Annotated in this window: 19 protein-coding genes and 1 pseudogene; 17 read left to right on the top strand and 3 right to left on the bottom strand. The window is 46.0% G+C overall.

Going from position 1 to position 16117, the window contains the following annotated elements; translation table 11 throughout:
- Positions 1-28 precede the first annotated feature (28 nt).
- The 7 genes and pseudogenes from ACFQZX_RS00300 to ACFQZX_RS00270 all read left to right on the top strand — a co-directional run bounded on the left by ACFQZX_RS00300 (position 29) and on the right by ACFQZX_RS00270 (position 5570).
- On the top strand, positions 29-697 hold the full coding sequence (locus ACFQZX_RS00300) for a conjugal transfer protein TraI (RefSeq protein ID WP_377110743.1): 669 nt from the start codon (positions 29-31) through the stop codon (positions 695-697).
- Positions 684-1376, top strand: a complete 693-nt coding sequence (locus ACFQZX_RS00295) for a hypothetical protein (RefSeq protein ID WP_377110742.1) — start codon at positions 684-686, stop codon at positions 1374-1376. Before ACFQZX_RS00300 ends, ACFQZX_RS00295 begins: the two co-directional genes overlap by 14 nt.
- A gap of 28 nt (positions 1377-1404) precedes the next feature.
- Positions 1405-2019: pseudogene (locus ACFQZX_RS00290) on the top strand (TerB family tellurite resistance protein); the annotation flags it as partial.
- 4 nt (positions 2020-2023) lie between these two features.
- Positions 2024-3274 carry a conjugative transposon protein TraJ gene (gene traJ, locus ACFQZX_RS00285; protein ID WP_449288922.1) on the top strand — a complete coding sequence of 417 codons (1251 nt, stop codon included), beginning with the start codon at positions 2024-2026 and terminating at the stop codon, positions 3272-3274.
- Positions 3275-3291: 17 nt separating this feature from the next.
- Positions 3292-4008, top strand: a complete 717-nt coding sequence (gene traM / locus ACFQZX_RS00280; protein ID WP_377110740.1) for a conjugative transposon protein TraM — start codon at positions 3292-3294, stop codon at positions 4006-4008.
- A gap of 1 nt (position 4009) precedes the next feature.
- A complete protein-coding gene (locus ACFQZX_RS00275) occupies positions 4010-5332 on the top strand; it encodes a hypothetical protein (protein WP_377110739.1) in 1323 nt (440 codons plus the stop codon).
- A gap of 58 nt (positions 5333-5390) precedes the next feature.
- The gene (locus tag ACFQZX_RS00270) at positions 5391-5570 is read left to right on the top strand and encodes a histone H1 (RefSeq protein WP_377110738.1); all 180 of its coding nucleotides are present in this window, start codon (positions 5391-5393) and stop codon (positions 5568-5570) included.
- A 59-nt stretch (positions 5571-5629) separates the two neighbouring features.
- Here ACFQZX_RS00270 and ACFQZX_RS00265 read toward each other — a convergent pair whose 3' ends face one another.
- The 3 genes from ACFQZX_RS00265 to ACFQZX_RS00255 are packed head-to-tail and all read right to left on the bottom strand — an operon-like array spanning position 5630 to position 8903.
- Complete coding sequence (locus ACFQZX_RS00265; protein WP_377110737.1) at positions 5630-6694, bottom strand: restriction endonuclease; 1065 nt, start codon at positions 6692-6694, stop codon at positions 5630-5632.
- 29 nt (positions 6695-6723) lie between these two features.
- Positions 6724-8451 carry a hypothetical protein gene (locus ACFQZX_RS00260; RefSeq protein ID WP_377110736.1) on the bottom strand — a complete coding sequence of 576 codons (1728 nt, stop codon included), beginning with the start codon at positions 8449-8451 and terminating at the stop codon, positions 6724-6726.
- 56 nt (positions 8452-8507) lie between these two features.
- Entirely contained in the window at positions 8508-8903 is a 396-nt protein-coding gene (locus ACFQZX_RS00255; RefSeq protein ID WP_377110735.1) for a hypothetical protein, read from the bottom strand.
- Between the two features lie 140 nt (positions 8904-9043).
- On the opposite strand from ACFQZX_RS00255, the gene ACFQZX_RS00250 reads away from it, so the two are divergent.
- From ACFQZX_RS00250 to ACFQZX_RS00205, 10 genes are all read left to right on the top strand, one after another.
- Entirely contained in the window at positions 9044-9634 is a 591-nt protein-coding gene (locus ACFQZX_RS00250; RefSeq protein WP_377110734.1) for a UPF0758 domain-containing protein, read from the top strand.
- Positions 9635-10163: 529 nt separating this feature from the next.
- The gene (locus ACFQZX_RS00245; RefSeq protein WP_377110733.1) at positions 10164-10712 is read left to right on the top strand and encodes a hypothetical protein; all 549 of its coding nucleotides are present in this window, start codon (positions 10164-10166) and stop codon (positions 10710-10712) included.
- Between the two features lie 75 nt (positions 10713-10787).
- A complete protein-coding gene (locus tag ACFQZX_RS00240; RefSeq protein WP_377110732.1) occupies positions 10788-10916 on the top strand; it encodes a hypothetical protein in 129 nt (42 codons plus the stop codon).
- Positions 10917-11089: 173 nt separating this feature from the next.
- Positions 11090-12127: a DUF932 domain-containing protein gene (locus tag ACFQZX_RS00235; RefSeq protein WP_377110731.1), complete on the top strand. Its 1038-nt coding sequence runs from the start codon at positions 11090-11092 to the stop codon at positions 12125-12127.
- 39 nt (positions 12128-12166) lie between these two features.
- The gene (locus ACFQZX_RS00230) at positions 12167-12670 is read left to right on the top strand and encodes a hypothetical protein (RefSeq protein ID WP_377110730.1); all 504 of its coding nucleotides are present in this window, start codon (positions 12167-12169) and stop codon (positions 12668-12670) included.
- Entirely contained in the window at positions 12667-12816 is a 150-nt protein-coding gene (locus ACFQZX_RS00225) for a hypothetical protein (protein WP_377110729.1), read from the top strand. Before ACFQZX_RS00230 ends, ACFQZX_RS00225 begins: the two co-directional genes overlap by 4 nt.
- 10 nt (positions 12817-12826) lie before the next feature.
- Entirely contained in the window at positions 12827-13096 is a 270-nt protein-coding gene (locus ACFQZX_RS00220) for a hypothetical protein (RefSeq protein WP_377110728.1), read from the top strand.
- Positions 13097-13614: 518 nt separating this feature from the next.
- Positions 13615-14202, top strand: a complete 588-nt coding sequence (locus ACFQZX_RS00215) for a Crp/Fnr family transcriptional regulator (protein WP_377110727.1) — start codon at positions 13615-13617, stop codon at positions 14200-14202.
- A gap of 85 nt (positions 14203-14287) precedes the next feature.
- Positions 14288-15040: an SDR family NAD(P)-dependent oxidoreductase gene (locus ACFQZX_RS00210; protein ID WP_377110726.1), complete on the top strand. Its 753-nt coding sequence runs from the start codon at positions 14288-14290 to the stop codon at positions 15038-15040.
- 109 nt (positions 15041-15149) lie between these two features.
- A complete protein-coding gene (locus ACFQZX_RS00205) occupies positions 15150-15923 on the top strand; it encodes an NAD(P)H-dependent oxidoreductase (protein WP_377110725.1) in 774 nt (257 codons plus the stop codon).
- Positions 15924-16117 lie beyond the last annotated feature (194 nt).

Raw genomic sequence — 16117 nt, 5'->3', positions numbered from 1 at the left:
GTCAGGAGGGGTATATATGAACAAGTATATGGTGATCCTGCCCTTATCGGCGATGACGCTCTTTGTGGCGTTGCCGAAAGAGGCGGATGCGCAGTTCGCGATCGCGGAGGTAATCACGGCGGCGATCAAAAAGGTGGTGAAGGCCATCGATCTGCAGGTGCAGCGGATGCAGAATAAAACGATCTGGCTGCAGAATGCACAGAAGGCGCTGGAGAACCAGTTGTCCAAACTCAAATTAACGGAGATATCGGACTGGTCACAGAAGCAGAAGGAACTGTACGGGCAGTATTATGAAGAGCTCTGGAAGGTGAAGGCGGTGATCGCTTATTATGAGCGGATCAGGGAAATGACAGGTCGGCAAACGGCGATGCTGAAGGAGTATAACCATGCCTGGGGATTGCTGCGGAACGACCGGCACTTTACGCCGGAGGAGATCGCTTACATGCAGAAGGTCTATGCGGGTTTACTGGAGGAGAGTGTGAAGAACCTGGATCAGCTGCTGGTCGTGGTCAATGCTTTTAAAACGCAGATGAGCGATGCGGAAAGGCTGAAGCTGATCAACGAAGCGGCTGACCGGATGGATGCGAATTACGCGGATCTGAAACAGTTCAATAACCAGAACTACCTGATGAGCATACAGCGGGGCAAGACGGAAACAGAGGTGCAGACTTTAAAACGGTATTATGGGATTCAGTAAAGAGAAAGGGAAAAGGTTAAAGGGAAAAGGTTCCCGGAAAGTGTTGGCGTTCGCTGTTCTTGGCTCTTGTTTCCTGGTTCTTGGTTCTGCGGAGCGCAGCTCCGCGCAGACCTTCGCGGAATGGTGGTCGCAGAAGAAAACGCAGATCAGTTACCTGAACCAGCAGATCGCCGCCTTAATGGTATATGGCGGGTACCTCAAAGCTGGTTATAACATCTCGCAGCAGGGTTTGGGCAGTATCGGCGGCTGGGTGAAGGCTGAACTGGATCTGCATACTGCCCGTTATGCGGCTTTGCGGCAGGTGAACCCGGTGATCCGGGATGACGGCAGGGCCGCAGCTATTGCCGGGCAACTGGAAGGGATCGTCCGGGCTTTGACTCACCTGGATGTGGTTTCGGGTTTGTCTGCTTCGGACCGTTTGTACCTGGGGCAGGTGAAGGCGAAAGTGCAGACGGAATGTGAGGCGGAGGCCGCGGAACTGGAGCTGGTGATCAAACGCGGTGAGGCGGAGCTGACGGATGAGGAGCGGCTGGAGCGTTTAGGGAAGGTTGAGGCGGCGGTCAAAGATATGGTCTCCTTCACGGCTGGGTATTCTGCGCGGGTACGGGCTTTGGTCTTGCAGCGGGCGCAGGAACAGCGGGGACTGTCAACGGTCAGGAGGTGGTATGGTTTCCAGTAGTTTTTACGGTAGGACTTGTCGCAGGGTCATGTATGCGGTATTGTCGGTTTTTGTGCTGATCGGCGGCTGTATGCGGCCCGCGCAGGCGCAGTCCTATGAGGTGCAGCAGTTATTGCTGGATATCGAAAAGCTCTCGCAGTTCAAAAGTATCCTGTCGGATATGGAGAAGGGTTATACCATCCTGTCGCAGGGCTACGGGCAGGTGAAGAACCTGACACAGGGAAATTTTAGTCTGCACCAGGTGTTTCTGGATGGCTTGCTGCTGGTGAACCCGGAAGTCCGGAAGTATAAGCGGGTAGCGGATATCATCACGGCGGAGAGCAGTATCCTGTCCGAGTATAAGGCTGCTTACCGGCGCTTTGGCGCAGGCGGCCTGTTCAATGCTCAGGAGCTCGGTTATCTGTCCAATGTCTATGCGCAGCTGACGAAGCGGGCCCTACGCAACGCGTCTGACCTGACGGATGTGCTGACGGACAGCAAGCTGCGGATGAGCGATGAGGAGCGGCTTTCGGCCATTGACCGCATCTGGGCGGATACGAGTAACCAGCTGGCCTTTCTCCGCAGTTTTAACCGCCGGACGAGTGTGCTGCAGCTACAGCGGCAAAAAGAATTAAATGATACGCGTACCCTTCAACAAATCTATCGCCATGAAAAAAAGCAGGAATTACCAGGGTTCTCTACGCAAAGCGGCCTTGCTGGTATTGGCCTGTATGAGCTTACCCTTGCTGAGCCAGGCGCAGGATGTAACAACGAGCCTGCAGGGCATGCAGCCGGTATTGGATAACCTGTACAGCCAGATGCTGGAACTGTGCGGCAGCCTGATCGGTGTCGCGCAAGGCATTGCGGGTTTCGGCGCTTTGTGGTTCATTGCTTCGCGCGTATGGCGGCATATCGCCAGGGCGGAACCGATCGATTTTTATCCTTTACTACGCCCTTTCGTGCTGGGCCTGGCCATTATCTCTTTTCAGGTGCTGGTCATCCCGGTAATGAACGGGATCTTACAGCCCATTGGGACCGTGACCGCCGGCATGGTGCACAATTCCAACCAATCTATTGCGGTGCTGCTGAAACAGAAGGAAGCGGCGGTCAAAAAGAGCAGTGCCTACCAGATATATGTCGGCGATGATGGGAACGGTGACCGCGATAAATGGTACCAGTATACCCATCCGGATGATCCGAACGGAGATGAGGAAGGGGTATTCTCCGGCCTGGGCAATGATGTGAAGTTCTGGATGGATAAACAGAGCTATAACTTTAAGAACAACATCAAGCAATGGATGAGCGAGATCCTGCAGGTGCTGTATGCGGCCGCGATCTTATGTATCAATACGATCAGGACCTTTTACCTGATTGTGCTGGCGATCCTGGGCCCTTTGGTGTTCGGCTTCGCGGTATTTGATGGCCTGCAGCATACGCTGACGCAATGGATCAGCCGCTATATCAATATCTTTTTGTGGCTGCCGATCGCGAACATCTTCGGCAGTATTATCGGGAAGGTGCAGGAGAAAATGATCGCGCTGGATATTTCACAGATCCAGGATGCGGGGGATACGTTCTTCAGTCCGACAGATACGGCTTACCTCATCTTTTTATGTATCGGTATCGTCGGCTATTTCTCGGTACCGAGCGTGGCCAATTATGTGATCCATGCCCATGGCGGGAATGGTTTACTGAGCAAGGTAACGCAGGTCACCAATTCGACGGTGACGATAGCCAATCAGGCGGCAGCTTCCGCGGCAGGCCGGGCCGCTCAGGGTGCGGGCAATCTGGTCTCCGCACCAGGGCATTTTGCTTCGGGTTTAGCCGGAGAAAGCGAGGGACGCGGTTCGTATGGGGCTGCGGGTCGCACTGCCGGTAAGACCGGTGCCTATATGCACGATAAATTATCAGGGGATTGATCTTTTAAGCGAATTTTATGTTTACACACTTCAAAAATATCGATACGGCCTTCAAGCATATCAAGGTGTTCAGTATCTGCTTTCTAACCGGGAACGTGCTGATCGCTGCCTTTGCTTCGCTCTTATGTTACTATTCGGTGGATGAGGCGCAGCAGCGGGTCTATATCCTGCATAACGGGAAGGAACTCTCGGCTTTTGCCTCCGATCGGAAGACGAACCTGCCGGTAGTCTTGCGGGATCATATCAAAACGTTTCACGAGGACTTTTTTAATCTGAGCCCGGATGACAAGGTGATCCAGACACAGGTGACAAAGGCCTTGTATCTCGCAGATGAATCGGCAAAGAAACAATACGATAACCTACGGGAATCATATGTTTTTCAGAAAGGGCAGTCCTTGTCGGGTTCATGCTCGGTGACGAACCAGCGGCTGCTACTGGAGATCCGGAATATACGGATCGGTACCTCGATCATGCCGGTGAACTTAACCGTGTTCTCTTTAGATGGTATGGCGGGTATCAACGCGCCGGAAGCGGAACTGGGAGAAGCAGCGGGCAATGGTGCCGGCGGCGCTTTGAGCGGCATGCAGTTCGTGAGTATGGATCAGTCGATCGGCACGCAGGCGGCATCGGCAGGTATTTCAGCCGCCAAGGAGCTGTTTACGAAGAAGGTGAAAAAGATCCGGGTCAGGCTGAAAGGGGGACAGCAGGTCCTGTTACGGATCAACCGGAACTGAGATGAACCTGGAAACGCCTTATGCGGAGGCCATCATTGATATGCTGGAGGAAGCGCAGGATATCGGGATCAGCTATGCGTTCTGGGAGAAGGGCATCATGGACTGGCCGCTGAATAGGTCCTCTTTCAGTTTTTTCGATACGTACGGAGCCGCGCACCAGCACTGGCTGCGTCAAACAATGTCTGACGATACGCCGGTTTGGGAGGAGCAGCCGGCCTATTATTTCAAACGGATCGATGACCTGCTGGAGGAGATCAAAATAGCTAATGGTTTAATTAAAGAACAAGATATGAACAAAAACAATTTAGAGAACCTGACCGAGGAAATGAAAATGCTCGGTCTGGGTGAGAAAGAGATCACGCAGATGAAGGAAAAAATGATTCAGAATTTGCCTTCGTTTGAAGTACTGACCAAAATACCTGGCAGTAAAGGTGTCATCGATACGGTGCTGTTTTTCAAGCAGTCTAACCAGTCCGATAATTATTACCTGAATAAGTTTAATGTGACCTTGAATAAAGCGCAGCAACTGGAGGAAGGACAGCAGTATGCAGTGCTTACGCAACGTCCGGAGGGTGAAAACGTACAGCCGCTGATGCGCAGGTTTGACAGTCCTTATGAAGCAGTCGCTTTTTTCAAAGAAGTTGCGGAGAAAAGTGAGTTGGTGGTCGGCCATATGGCGGTGAACAAAAAAGGCAAGGAGGAATTGGTCAGAGACCAGCTGCTTGCTGAGCGGGAAAACGGTAAAACCATTTACGTAACTAAAGAATTTAACAAGACCTTTAATGAGCCGGTTCAGGATCAGACCTGTTATGTGGAGAAAGGACGCGGGTTTACCGTCATACAGGCGGCCAATATGATCGAAGGCCGTTCGGTCTACCGGGATGATCTGTTGAATATCGGTGGTCAGCCTTATAAAGCCTGGATGAAGCTGGATATGGACGGGGCCAGGGATCGTCACGGTAACTATATGATGAACCAGTATAAAGACCCCGCCTATGGGTTTAATATCAGCGAGGTGCTGGATAATTACCGGATCAAGGTAGTAGCCGATCCTGAGAAAAAAGAGGCGATCATTGCGGAACTGAAACTGGGTAACAGACCGCTGGTCACGACGACTTTGGACGATAAAGAAGTAAAATTGCATCTGGAGGCTGTACCGCGTTATTCGCAGGTGAATTTTTACCAGGAGAACGGTAAGCCGGAAAAACGCGAACAGTTTGAAACAGCCGCCTATAAGGAACAAAAGATAGCGGAGGCGATGGCTAAAAGCAAAAATCAGGATAAGGCTGCCGCTAAACAGGAAGGCCAGGGAATGGCGGTTTAGGTCCTTCGAACTGTCATTAGTTAACTCAAATATTCATTTCTAATTAAAATTGAAAATCATGCAAAAGTTCAGGTTGTTACAGGAATTGTTAAGCGGAGCAGAAAAAGATGCGGTCGCATTTTATGAAAAAGGGAATAAAGCTGCGGGAACGCGTCTGCGTAATGCGATGCAGGCTTTAAAGGTGGCCGCTACGGATGTTCGGAAAGAGGTTACGGAGAAAAAGAATGCGGCGAAATAAGGTAGCTGCCTCTCATTTGTTTTTAAGCCTGGTCGTTGACCGGGCTTTTTTTGTATTCTTTATTTAGGGAACTCTGTACGCTTTGACCGCTCTACCTCCCAATCTATGAAACCGTTTTTCTCTCCGCCATAATAACGATAGTAGATTTCTTCGTAGGGCATGCCGTCTTCTTGATCGAATAAACAATAGAGGTGAGGACAGGGATTAAGATTGTCACCATCAGCACTAAAATCTACGATTCCATGATAGGGAATTCTACCGATGGCCTTTACTGGAATCACTTTATATTGGGGGTCTTTTAATCGGGGATCATTAGAGTTCCATATGGCTTCCCACAATCCTTCTTTATTCATAATAATATCAGTTCCAATTGAGGGAGATAGCCAAAACTCCAGGCCCTGATGGTAAGTGTCATAAATAAAGCTGCGAAACCAGGGAGAGATTTTTCCTTTTTCTTTTTCTACCAAGTTCGGGTAAGTTTTATCATTAACATCGCGGATGTAAAATTCATCACTGATGAATCGTGTGCTAGGGTTTTTCATGATCGTATCCCAATTCGCTCTGTTCTTTATAAATTTATGATTGATTAGTTCTTTAAGAATGCGTTTTTCCATTTTCAGTCCGCGCTTAATGCGATCAGCGTTTTTCTTGGTTTCTTCTTTTTCAAAATCTTCACCAAAAGCTTTTGCTTTGATCCTGGGATGAGCGTAAAGCAGGCTTTCTAACATTGTTGCCGTCCAGATGATCAACTGCGGGATTCCTAATTCGCTGCAGTAATTATTAACCGCATTGTATTTAGCAGCACTGATGTCACAGGAAATGATCAGTACTATTTTATCTGGATGCTCGCCACTTTGCAACAACTTATCAACCATAACGGTCAGATCATTTTTACTTAATTTTTGATAACGCTTACATTGAATTAGCCATAGTTCGCTTTTGCCGTCGATTATTTGTGTGCCTCGGATGTCGATCCCGCCGTCAGAACCAGAGCGTCCCAAATGGGTGAGCTCGAGCCATTGGTAATTCACATAAAGCAATTCATAAGCTATATCCTCGAAACGTAAAGGATCAAGATCTGAGAAATGAAATCGGTTGGTAGTCTGTGTAGGTCTGTTGTTCATCTTTGAGCAGTTATAAGCATATGAGTTAATTAAATTTCTCCCAGCCAGGAATTAAGATCGGCAAAAAGTTGGGTCAAGCGATCATAGAGTAAATCAGTGGCAGCACCATAATTATTCGAAATTGAACCAGCTTCGATGCCAAGTGCATTTAATAAAGGCTGTATTTTCGTTTTTATGTCACCTCCTTTATGGGATCCCAGATTTCTTATTGCCGCGAGAATATTCAAATCCTTCAATGGAAAATAGTCTTTTCGCTCGACCACCCGTTCTACAATTTCTGCTTGAGCATTTTTAATATCTAATCCCGATTCATGGGCGACCTGATAATATTTGATGAGCAGTTCCAGCAATTTAAGGCCCTTGAATCCCACTAATTCGGTTTCCGGGAATCCCAGGTCATTAATTACCTGACGAATTTTTGATTCTTTCAAATTTTCGCCCAATAGTTGGTATAAATATTTACAACGGGTGAGAAAATGATCTCTCGAAAAACCGCGTGCAGGAACATGGTTGCTTACTAGTTTATAGTCAGGAAATTCTGTCCACCCCGCGTAATTAATTTGTTCTTCATCGAGTGAAATGATATCAGAGGCTTTATAGTTATAGCTGTTGCTGCGATTAATTAAGTTGGCCAAGATTCTGCCAAACAAGAAGTATTTTCTGATAAGGCTTTTAGCCTTTTCTGAAATGTTTTCGCCAGCTTTGACTTCCTTGGGATCGATAGAAAACTTGTTCCAATAATCAATTTCTTCGCCAGGCGCACTCTCATAAAGCTTCTTTACTTCTATCCTGATCGCATTACGTCCCACACGTTCGCAATGCGTAATCGACCATTGACCTAAGTAGCTGACAGCTCCTGAATCAGGATAAACTTCATAATCGTCGTCGCTTTCAAACCTTCCTAATACATCGTCGGAAACATAGATAAATTTGCCAAACATCTCATGCCTCGCACGCCAACCATCGACAATACCCTCAATACCTTTCCAGGTATGCCCAACAGGTCCTGTTTCGTTTGTGTCGCTTTTTAAAGTAGGATCAAAGAGCAGCTGAAAGCCATTGATCTCCAAATATGCGGAACCATCTTTGTCAAACGGCTTTCGGATTCTCACTTCATATTGACCTGATTCTCCAACAAAATATTCGTTCCCATTCAACAAGGCTGCCACTCCATCATCAATGATCACGGTGGTTTTAATAGTTAATATCCTTACCGCAGATTTCTTTCTCATCAAAAGATAATCTCTGAAGTATTCACTTCTGATTTTCACATAAGCCTCGGTACGTTCGGGAAAACTATATCCGGAAACGGGTTGATTAACTACCACATCATATATTGGTCGAGACAAATCATGCCATAAGGTTTGATCGCCGGCAAATTTCGGTATCAGGTCGAATGTCTTAAGAAATCCCTGATCAGGGAGTAAAGTTGTTTTGTTAGCAGATTCCCACGATACTACTAAAGTTTCCGCCTTTTTTAGCCCTGGTGAGGCTGAGAGATATAGCCAAAAAGATGGACTATAGGCCCAATCTTCCTGGTAGGACGCGCCTGTTGTGTTTACAAATGGATTAACATGCGGAGGTTTTATTTTTTTGAAAAGCCTGGGGGAAATCAATGCGGTATTAATATCTACGGATTTGCTTATCCCATTAACTTTCACTGATTTCAATTCAGCAACGGTTACGTATTCTTCATGCAGGTCTAACGAGCCAATGTGTTTTTCAACCAGTTCAAGGATTAGGTTATCGGTATCCATCTGGTAAAAATAAGATAAATACCAGATTACTTCTGAGGAACCAGCGATAAACGTTTTTATAAATCTGCCTGTTCGATTCTTCTGACTAAAAGAATTTTCCCTGTCTCCGTAGCAAGCCAGCCATAATCAAATACATAATGATAGATCTCTCCTTTTTTGGTTTGATAAACGCTGGTGTAAAACTTGAAGGAGAACTTTTGTATGATGAGTTGTTCCCTGGACACCAGTCTAGTTTCTTCGTGAGCTAATAATCGCCACAGTATTTTACGGTTAAGTCTTAATAGACTAATAATCTGCGGAATGAAAGGCGGTTCACCCTGGAGCTCTGATATTCGTTTTTTTCTGTTAAAGCTGTTTCGGCAGGTATCGTTACAGAAACGCTGGTCGATGCGGCCGTGAAGTTCCCTTCCACATTCTTCGCAATTGTTGTTTTCTTTCTCTGGTTGCAGCATTGATATCATAGTAATCGGCTAATTATCAGTTGTATATCCGATCTGTAAACGTTTATATCGGGTATTTGTGTTTCCTTACCGGGTAATTGTTGGATTGAACTTCAGTTTTGCTTCCAATAAAAGGAGGCTTTATGAGATTTATGAAGACAGATAGGGAGGTGATCGCAACGGAGAGTTTTTCCAGCGGCAACCGCTTTTATTTTTTTGATTATATGCAGGCCGTCACGGGTAATGATTATATCAAAATAACGCGAAGTGACCATTTACCGCAGGGTGGCTATGAGAAAAAAGATGTAGTTTTCTTTGAGCAGGATTTCGAGTTTCTCCAGCAGGCCATGTCGTCTTTATTCCGCACAGCGGGTTACCAGCGCGCCGCCCAGGGCAAAGGCATACACCTGTCGGCTGATGTCCGAACGCGGGGCATCAAGAGCTGGGACCCGGAGTGCCGTCCGCGCGAAAAACTGATCGCCGAAGGGCGCGAGTGCATGGCAGATGCGGAACTGATAGCATTGCTGATCTCTTCGGGTTCTCCGAGAGAAACGGCCGTAGAACTGGCCGGGCGTATCCTGTCGAGTGTTGATTATAGCTTATTGCGGCTGAGCCGCCTGACCGTAGACGATCTCTGTGCGTTTCGCGGCATGGGGCATGCGAAGTCGACCACCATTCTGGCGGCTATGGAGCTCTCCGCAAGGTTGGCTCAATTAAAGATCCTGTTAGGGGAGTCGAAGTGAGGGAGTGGCAAGGCGGATCTGTTGTGTTTCGTTAGTAATGAAGTGCGCGGGTCCAGCCGCCTCCTTCGTCAGCCGCTTCCCCGCATGATAAAATACCTGCGCATTTGTCCGCCGCTGTCGCTCCGCCCAAAATGTGCAGGATTTTTTGCGGCACTTTTTAAGGTTTAATTATAGGTTGTTTACGGTTTCCCATTCTCTCCACGGGGCTTTTTGAGAACAAAGTTCTAAAGAGCCGGTCAGTTCGCCAAGACCGGTCCCTGCGGGTTTTTGAAAAAAAATCTCCACACCTCGCTTCGCTCGGGTCGTATTTTTTTCCAAAAAGTCTTGTCGTTCTGCCCGCCTCTGTTAGGTGAGGCTGTCATCAAAAGCCACCGAGGCGTAGCCGAGGGTGACTTAAAAGAGCAAATAATTTAATGACAGCGAACCATGAAGACGAAGCATTGCAGGGCACCGCCGCAGCGGACAAAGCAGACCACAGAACCGAAGCATAGCGAACAGATTTTTTATAACAACTTAAAATTTAGAAAATATGAAAACTTTAGTAATTGATAAAAATACCAACCTGAATGGTACTACACAGAAAGATAACAAAGCCGCTTTTGTAAATGCCAACCCCGTAAATAAGGATAGCAAACCACAGCCTGAAACCGCAAAGGCTGACGAAGTTAAAGCCGAGGCGCCGAAAGCGGAAGAGGTTAAAGCCGATGCACCTAAAGCAGCGGTTCAGCCTGCTGAAACAGCCCAGGCAGCGGAAGTAAAAGCGGAGCCTAAAAAGGTTGTGCTGAATTTGGAAGGCACCTTAAAATTTATTGAGGAGATGCACCGCAAAGCGAAACAGCGCACCAAGCTGCAGGATACCATTAAAAATCTCGATGATTTTGAAATTGAATTGCGGGACGAAGCGGACACCACCGACACGAATTATTACAATGGCTGTACGCTGACCATTGAGGATGATAACCGCCGCAAGTTCGAGACAAAGAATCCGACGATCATCTGGACAGTAGCCCAGCTGGTGAATAACATGTGCGTGGACAAATTAGCCGAGATCGAAGCGGGTATTGTGATACCGCAGTAACCGAATGGAAACGCCCCCGGTTTACAAGGAACGGGGGCGTTATTGAACCCAATTTCTAATCTTAAAGCGACAGGAATGTTAGAGTTATTTATTGAACTGACCGACCAGCTATTCTGGGAAGGTTACGCAGAACAACTGGCACGGGAGCAACCGCTGCTATACCGGTACGAACTGGCAGAGTTTATCCATTCATTTAACGCCTGATTTATGAAAGATACCATGCTTTTTTTGGTAAGGGTGGAATTTATGACCGAGCTCCCGAGGATCGAGGATGCGGTGGTACAGATCCGAGCAGGCGGCTTGCCTGATCACCGATACGGCTGATGTAGAGATCATCAGTTCAAAGATCATTTTATATAACTATACAAACAGAAACAATGGCACACCATCTTAATTATAACGAGCAGACACAGAAACACAGTTTCATGAGTGTCAAGGAAAAGGCCTGGCACGGACTGGGACAGATCATTAAAAAATATCCGACCAGCGCAGAGGCGATCGAACATGCGGGTTTGAATTACGAGGTGTTAAAACGCCCTAATATTCATCCCTTACCCAGCGGGATCAACGTGATTTCCGAGAATAGTTACTTTACCTTTCGAACGGATACCGAGGCGGTTTTAGGCGATAAGATCGGCAGGGATTACGAAGTAGTACAGAATACCGAAGCCTTCAGTTTCTTTGACAGTATTGTCGGCGGCAGGGATGGTATTCTGTATGAAACGGCCGGCGCGCTGGGACAGGGTGAGATCATTTTTATTACCGCAAAACTCCCTGATTTTATCCGTGTCGGGCGCAATGATTGTATTGAAAAATACCTGTTCCTGACCTCTTCGCATGATGGTTCGGGCAGTATTAATATTGCCTTTACGCCCGTGCGTATCGTTTGTCAGAATACATTAAATGCAGCTTTACGCCACCATAGCAACGGCATTAAAATAAGGCATATCGCCAGTGCAGGCGATAAACTGAAAGAGGCCTATAAAATGCTGGGTATTTCCAATCAATTATCCGTCGAACTGGAGGCGATCTATAACAGGTGGTCAAGGGTGCGCATCACCGACCCCGAAGTCAAAAAGCTGATCCAACTGGCCATGATACCTAATCGGGAGGTTTACGAAAAGATCAAGGCAGGCAAAGAGGACGAATTGAGCAGCCATTTTAACAATATGGTGAGCAGCGTTTTTGATTATGCCATGACCAGCCCGACCCAGCAGGAGGAAACCACCAAGGGGACTTTGTTCGGTGCCTACAACGCCGTAACGGGTTACTTTCAAAACGTGCGCAGCTTCAAAACGGAGGAAAGCAAATTCAAATCTATTATGTACGGTACGGGCTTTGACCGGGCGCAAGCTGCTTTTAACCTCTGCAATGATTTTGCGAAGGAGGGAAGCCGTGCTTTACTGTTGAATTAATGTTGAACGGGGGAGCGATCCCCCTTTAATTTTTTAGCCATGAATTTTATTTCAAGAAACCCCGATAAAACTTTTAGTAAGGTGACTTATAAAGAGGCGCAGATCCTTGTGAACGCACAGGACGTTTCCGGGGAAACGATCAGCCGGGTGAGGGCGCTTTGTGACCAGCATCACCTGAATACCAACGCCGGTTTTAAATGCAAACGTTTTTATTACCTCCGGGGCATTCGGTGGCAGGCACCCTATGGGCAGGTATTGACCGGCTTTTTAGAAACGGAGGTCTTACCGTCGGAGTTATTCGAGATTGTGCATTGCCTCTCCTTTTGGAATCAGGAAGCGCAGCGCATGTATGCGATCAATGCCCATCAGGGCGAAACGCTTCAAAACTTTGTGCTGCGCTGTATCGCAGCAGATTGCCGGGCTTTTGTCAAACCTTATGCGGAACTGTTTATAACGGACCGGGACGAAACACAGGTCTGGGTGTCGCACAGAACCACCGAGGAAAGGATCTTATTAATTCAGTTCCTGGAGGACAGGGTATGAGTTTTATTATCATAGAGACGCACGGCGGCCCGGAATATGCTGCGGTGGTGACCGATGCCGACGGGAATAATCTGGTCTTTGAAAACCGCGAAGATGCGGAGGCCGAAGCCGCCGATTGTCAGGACGGACTAATTATAGAAATTTAAACGAATGACGATGAAAGCAGAAAATATTATGCAGGTAGCAAATATCTCAATCGCTGATCTCTGTACAGAATTTATAGCGTTTTTGTCCAATGAACTGCCGATCTATCGCGATCTGATCTTGAGTGAGCACTTGTACAGCGTTTCCGATATAGCGGAAAATGAGCGGCACAACCCGCATTCAAAGGAAGTTACCGAAACCTTAGCGGCGATTGACCGATTGCTGCGGGATATAAATTGCAGTTACTTTAGATTGTTAACAGATAACACCGAAACGAGATGAGGCCCCGGAAGGGGCTTTTTGCTTTAACTTCCGCTACCTCCTGCAAAGGTTCAGCGATTGATCGTACTCCGTTTTAGTTCGATCTGGATTGGCTTCAATTATGATAAATTACTTCCAAATACAGAATAAATACAGAAAATGTTCCTTTGAGGTGCATAACTCACTGAAATTTCAATAGTTACAAATTATGGTTTCAGAAACTAAAAAATATTTTTTATAATTATTTGAATTTCAAACAATTATCCTTAACTTAGAAAAAGTTCCTCATAAGTTCCCCGTTCAAATAAATAAAACTGATACAGAAATGACTACACTTATTGTATCGGGAAAGTAGAATTAATGGTTAACAAATACGCTTGTCGAAAGGCCGTGCATTAATCACTAAGAAAATATACTAAACTCATTTCAATATGAAGCTAGCAACTGATCATTCGGGCTTTTCGAAATCTTCAATCCGGACAAAAATAACAAGGTAAGGGACCTCAGTTGTTTTCTGATTGTTTTTCTATTTTTGTAAAATGGGAGATTTTGACCAGATACTTGCCTGCGTCGGTAAGTATATTGACCTTACAGAAGATGAGAAAAAAGTATTTCTTTCAAAGCTTCGGGTGAGAAAAATTAAAAAAAAGCAATTTATTGTACAGCCCGATTTTATCTGTAAATACCGAAGTTACGTAGTAAAAGGTGCGTTGCGCTCGTACATCTTGTGTAACGAAGGACAAGAGCATACCATAGCTTTAGCGATTGACGATTGGTGGATTTCTGACTTCAATAGTTTTATTTATCAAAAACCTGCAACTCTATTTGTTGAAGCTTTGAGCAACAGTACAATAATTCAGATAGCGTATGAGGACGAGCAGAAATTGTTAGACGAGATCCCGAAATTTGAACGTTTTTTTCGCATCATCACCCAACGCGGATTTGCCTATCTGCAAAGACGAATATTATCCAACTTGAGCAAAACTGCAGAAGAACGCTACATTGAATTTTCTAAACAGTACCCCGAAATTTTACAGAAGGTGCCACAATATGCGATAGCATCCTTTTTGGGTATTACACCGGTTTATTTATCGCAACTACGCAATCCAAAGGCCGGAAAAAGTTAAACTACTTTAATCAAATTTCTTTATATAGCTGATTTTTAAACAGCTTTTACTGTCGGAGTTTTGTGTTCGTATTAATTGAATGAACATGCAAAACTTTAAAAATAAAAGAGTAGTCATTACGGGCGGTTCCAGCGGTATCGGGTTGGCAACTGCCAAATTATTTAAAAAATGCGAGGCAGACGTCATTATTACCGCACGGAATGGTGAACTGCTGGAAAAAGAAGCGGATCAATTAGGCGTTCGGGGTATTGTAGCAGACCAATCCACTCACGAAGGCATTATGAAAATGGTAACTGAATCGACCAAAAATAATGCTAAAGTAGATGTGCTTTTTATCAATGCAGGTATTTTTAAGTTAGCCCCGATCACGGAGGTCGACGCCAGTCACCTGGATGAACAGATGAATATCAATTTCCGGGGAGCATTTTTCACGTTAAAAACTTTCATTCCTCACCTGAATGAAGGTGGATCAGTAATTTTTCTTTCCTCTATTGTCGCCGAGACAGCAATGGCAAATACCGTGGCTTATAGCGCCAGTAAGGCGGCACTAAACGCCTTAGCAAGGGTAGCTGCTATTGAGCTGGCTCCAAGAAGGATCCGGGTCAACATCGTTTCACCTGGTCCGATCGATACGCCAATTTGGACAAAAGTTAGTTTGACCGGTACTCAGATCGGTGAAATGAACTCGGGTGTACAGAACAGCATTCCGCTTAACAGGTTCGGCGACCCTTCCGAAGTGGCAAATGCCGTTGCATTCCTGGCCTCCGACGAAGCCAGCTTCATTACCGGGACTGATTTAAAAGTATCCGGCGGGCTTCATCTAAATTCTTTATCCTAACCTTCAGACGAATGAAGGTAAAGCCCATTCAGGATAGCCTGGTGGGGTATATTTTGCAAATAAATCACTTGTTAAAAGTAAAAATCAAATAAACTATAATTCATTAATCATGAAAAAGAAAATATTGATCGTGTTTGCCCATCCTGAGCCCACTTCGCTTACCAGGACGATGGTAAATACAAGCATAGAAAAATTTGAACAGTTAGGTTACGAAGTCATGTTGTCGGATCTGTATGGCATGAAATGGAAAGCTGTTTATGACGAACATGATTTTCCGCAAAGGGTGAATGAGGATCGGCTTTCGTTTATTCATGAGTCCGGGAATGCGTATGCCACGCAAAATCAAACAGCAGATGTGCTGGCTGAACAGCAAAAATTGCTGGCAGCTGATGCGGTCATCCTTCAATTCCCTTTATGGTGGTACAGTATGCCGGCTATTTTGAAAGGATGGATAGAAAGAGTTTACGCTTTTGGTTTTGCCTATGGCTATAAAAACGGTACGAATCAATTTCGTTTCGGAGAAGGAATTCTCAAAGGCAAAAGAGCTTTGGTATCAGTATATGCAGGCGGTCCGCAAGCGGATTATAGTCCCAGGGGTATTAATGGGCCTATTGAACAATTGCTTTTTCCGTTAACGCATGGGGCATTGTTTTATCCTGGAATGGATGTACTGCCAACCCACGTCATCTATGGTTCGGCATTTATACAACCAGAACAAGTTGAAGATGAAAAAAGGATATGGGAAAAGCGGCTGGAAAATCTGTTTACAGATGCGCCGATCGCATACCGGGCGCAAAATGGCGGCGATTATCCAGACAGGCATGTACTGGCGGCGGATGTTGATCCCCATAAAACCGGGATACCGGCCCATATTGCAGATTAAATTGAACCGGAAAGGAGTATGCACCTTCAGATGATGCATACTTCTTCCTAAAATTAGATAGTAAAACAATGCCGGCATTAAAAGACAAACTTATAATATAGCACTACTTTTTATATTACCCATGAAGGCTTAGATGCAGCCATCACACCTGAGCAGTGATTTTGGTTGAAATTAACGAGTCCTTGTAAATTTAC

Source organism: Mucilaginibacter litoreus, assembly GCF_042676805.1.
In the GTDB taxonomy this organism is placed as follows: Bacteria; Bacteroidota; Bacteroidia; order Sphingobacteriales; family Sphingobacteriaceae; genus Mucilaginibacter; species Mucilaginibacter litoreus.
This window is presented reverse-complemented; position numbering and strand designations above follow the sequence as displayed.

What these genes read in the sequence shown, in the direction of transcription:
- ACFQZX_RS00300 (WP_377110743.1), top strand. Translation starts at nt 29, where the DNA reads ATGGTGATCCTGCCCTTATCGGCGATGACGCTCTTTGTGGCGTTGCCG.
- ACFQZX_RS00295 (WP_377110742.1), top strand. Translation starts at nt 684, where the DNA reads ATGGGATTCAGTAAAGAGAAAGGGAAAAGGTTAAAGGGAAAAGGTTCC.
- traJ (WP_449288922.1), top strand. Translation starts at nt 2,024, where the DNA reads ATGAAAAAAAGCAGGAATTACCAGGGTTCTCTACGCAAAGCGGCCTTG.
- traM (WP_377110740.1), top strand. Translation starts at nt 3,292, where the DNA reads ATGTTTACACACTTCAAAAATATCGATACGGCCTTCAAGCATATCAAG.
- ACFQZX_RS00275 (WP_377110739.1), top strand. Translation starts at nt 4,010, where the DNA reads ATGAACCTGGAAACGCCTTATGCGGAGGCCATCATTGATATGCTGGAG.
- ACFQZX_RS00270 (WP_377110738.1), top strand. Translation starts at nt 5,391, where the DNA reads ATGCAAAAGTTCAGGTTGTTACAGGAATTGTTAAGCGGAGCAGAAAAA.
- ACFQZX_RS00265 (WP_377110737.1), bottom strand. Translation starts at nt 6,694, where the DNA reads ATGAACAACAGACCTACACAGACTACCAACCGATTTCATTTCTCAGAT.
- ACFQZX_RS00260 (WP_377110736.1), bottom strand. Translation starts at nt 8,451, where the DNA reads ATGGATACCGATAACCTAATCCTTGAACTGGTTGAAAAACACATTGGC.
- ACFQZX_RS00255 (WP_377110735.1), bottom strand. Translation starts at nt 8,903, where the DNA reads ATGCTGCAACCAGAGAAAGAAAACAACAATTGCGAAGAATGTGGAAGG.
- ACFQZX_RS00250 (WP_377110734.1), top strand. Translation starts at nt 9,044, where the DNA reads ATGAAGACAGATAGGGAGGTGATCGCAACGGAGAGTTTTTCCAGCGGC.
- ACFQZX_RS00245 (WP_377110733.1), top strand. Translation starts at nt 10,164, where the DNA reads ATGAAAACTTTAGTAATTGATAAAAATACCAACCTGAATGGTACTACA.
- ACFQZX_RS00240 (WP_377110732.1), top strand. Translation starts at nt 10,788, where the DNA reads ATGTTAGAGTTATTTATTGAACTGACCGACCAGCTATTCTGGGAAGGT.
- ACFQZX_RS00235 (WP_377110731.1), top strand. Translation starts at nt 11,090, where the DNA reads ATGGCACACCATCTTAATTATAACGAGCAGACACAGAAACACAGTTTC.
- ACFQZX_RS00230 (WP_377110730.1), top strand. Translation starts at nt 12,167, where the DNA reads ATGAATTTTATTTCAAGAAACCCCGATAAAACTTTTAGTAAGGTGACT.
- ACFQZX_RS00225 (WP_377110729.1), top strand. Translation starts at nt 12,667, where the DNA reads ATGAGTTTTATTATCATAGAGACGCACGGCGGCCCGGAATATGCTGCG.
- ACFQZX_RS00220 (WP_377110728.1), top strand. Translation starts at nt 12,827, where the DNA reads ATGAAAGCAGAAAATATTATGCAGGTAGCAAATATCTCAATCGCTGAT.
- ACFQZX_RS00215 (WP_377110727.1), top strand. Translation starts at nt 13,615, where the DNA reads ATGGGAGATTTTGACCAGATACTTGCCTGCGTCGGTAAGTATATTGAC.
- ACFQZX_RS00210 (WP_377110726.1), top strand. Translation starts at nt 14,288, where the DNA reads ATGCAAAACTTTAAAAATAAAAGAGTAGTCATTACGGGCGGTTCCAGC.
- ACFQZX_RS00205 (WP_377110725.1), top strand. Translation starts at nt 15,150, where the DNA reads ATGAAAAAGAAAATATTGATCGTGTTTGCCCATCCTGAGCCCACTTCG.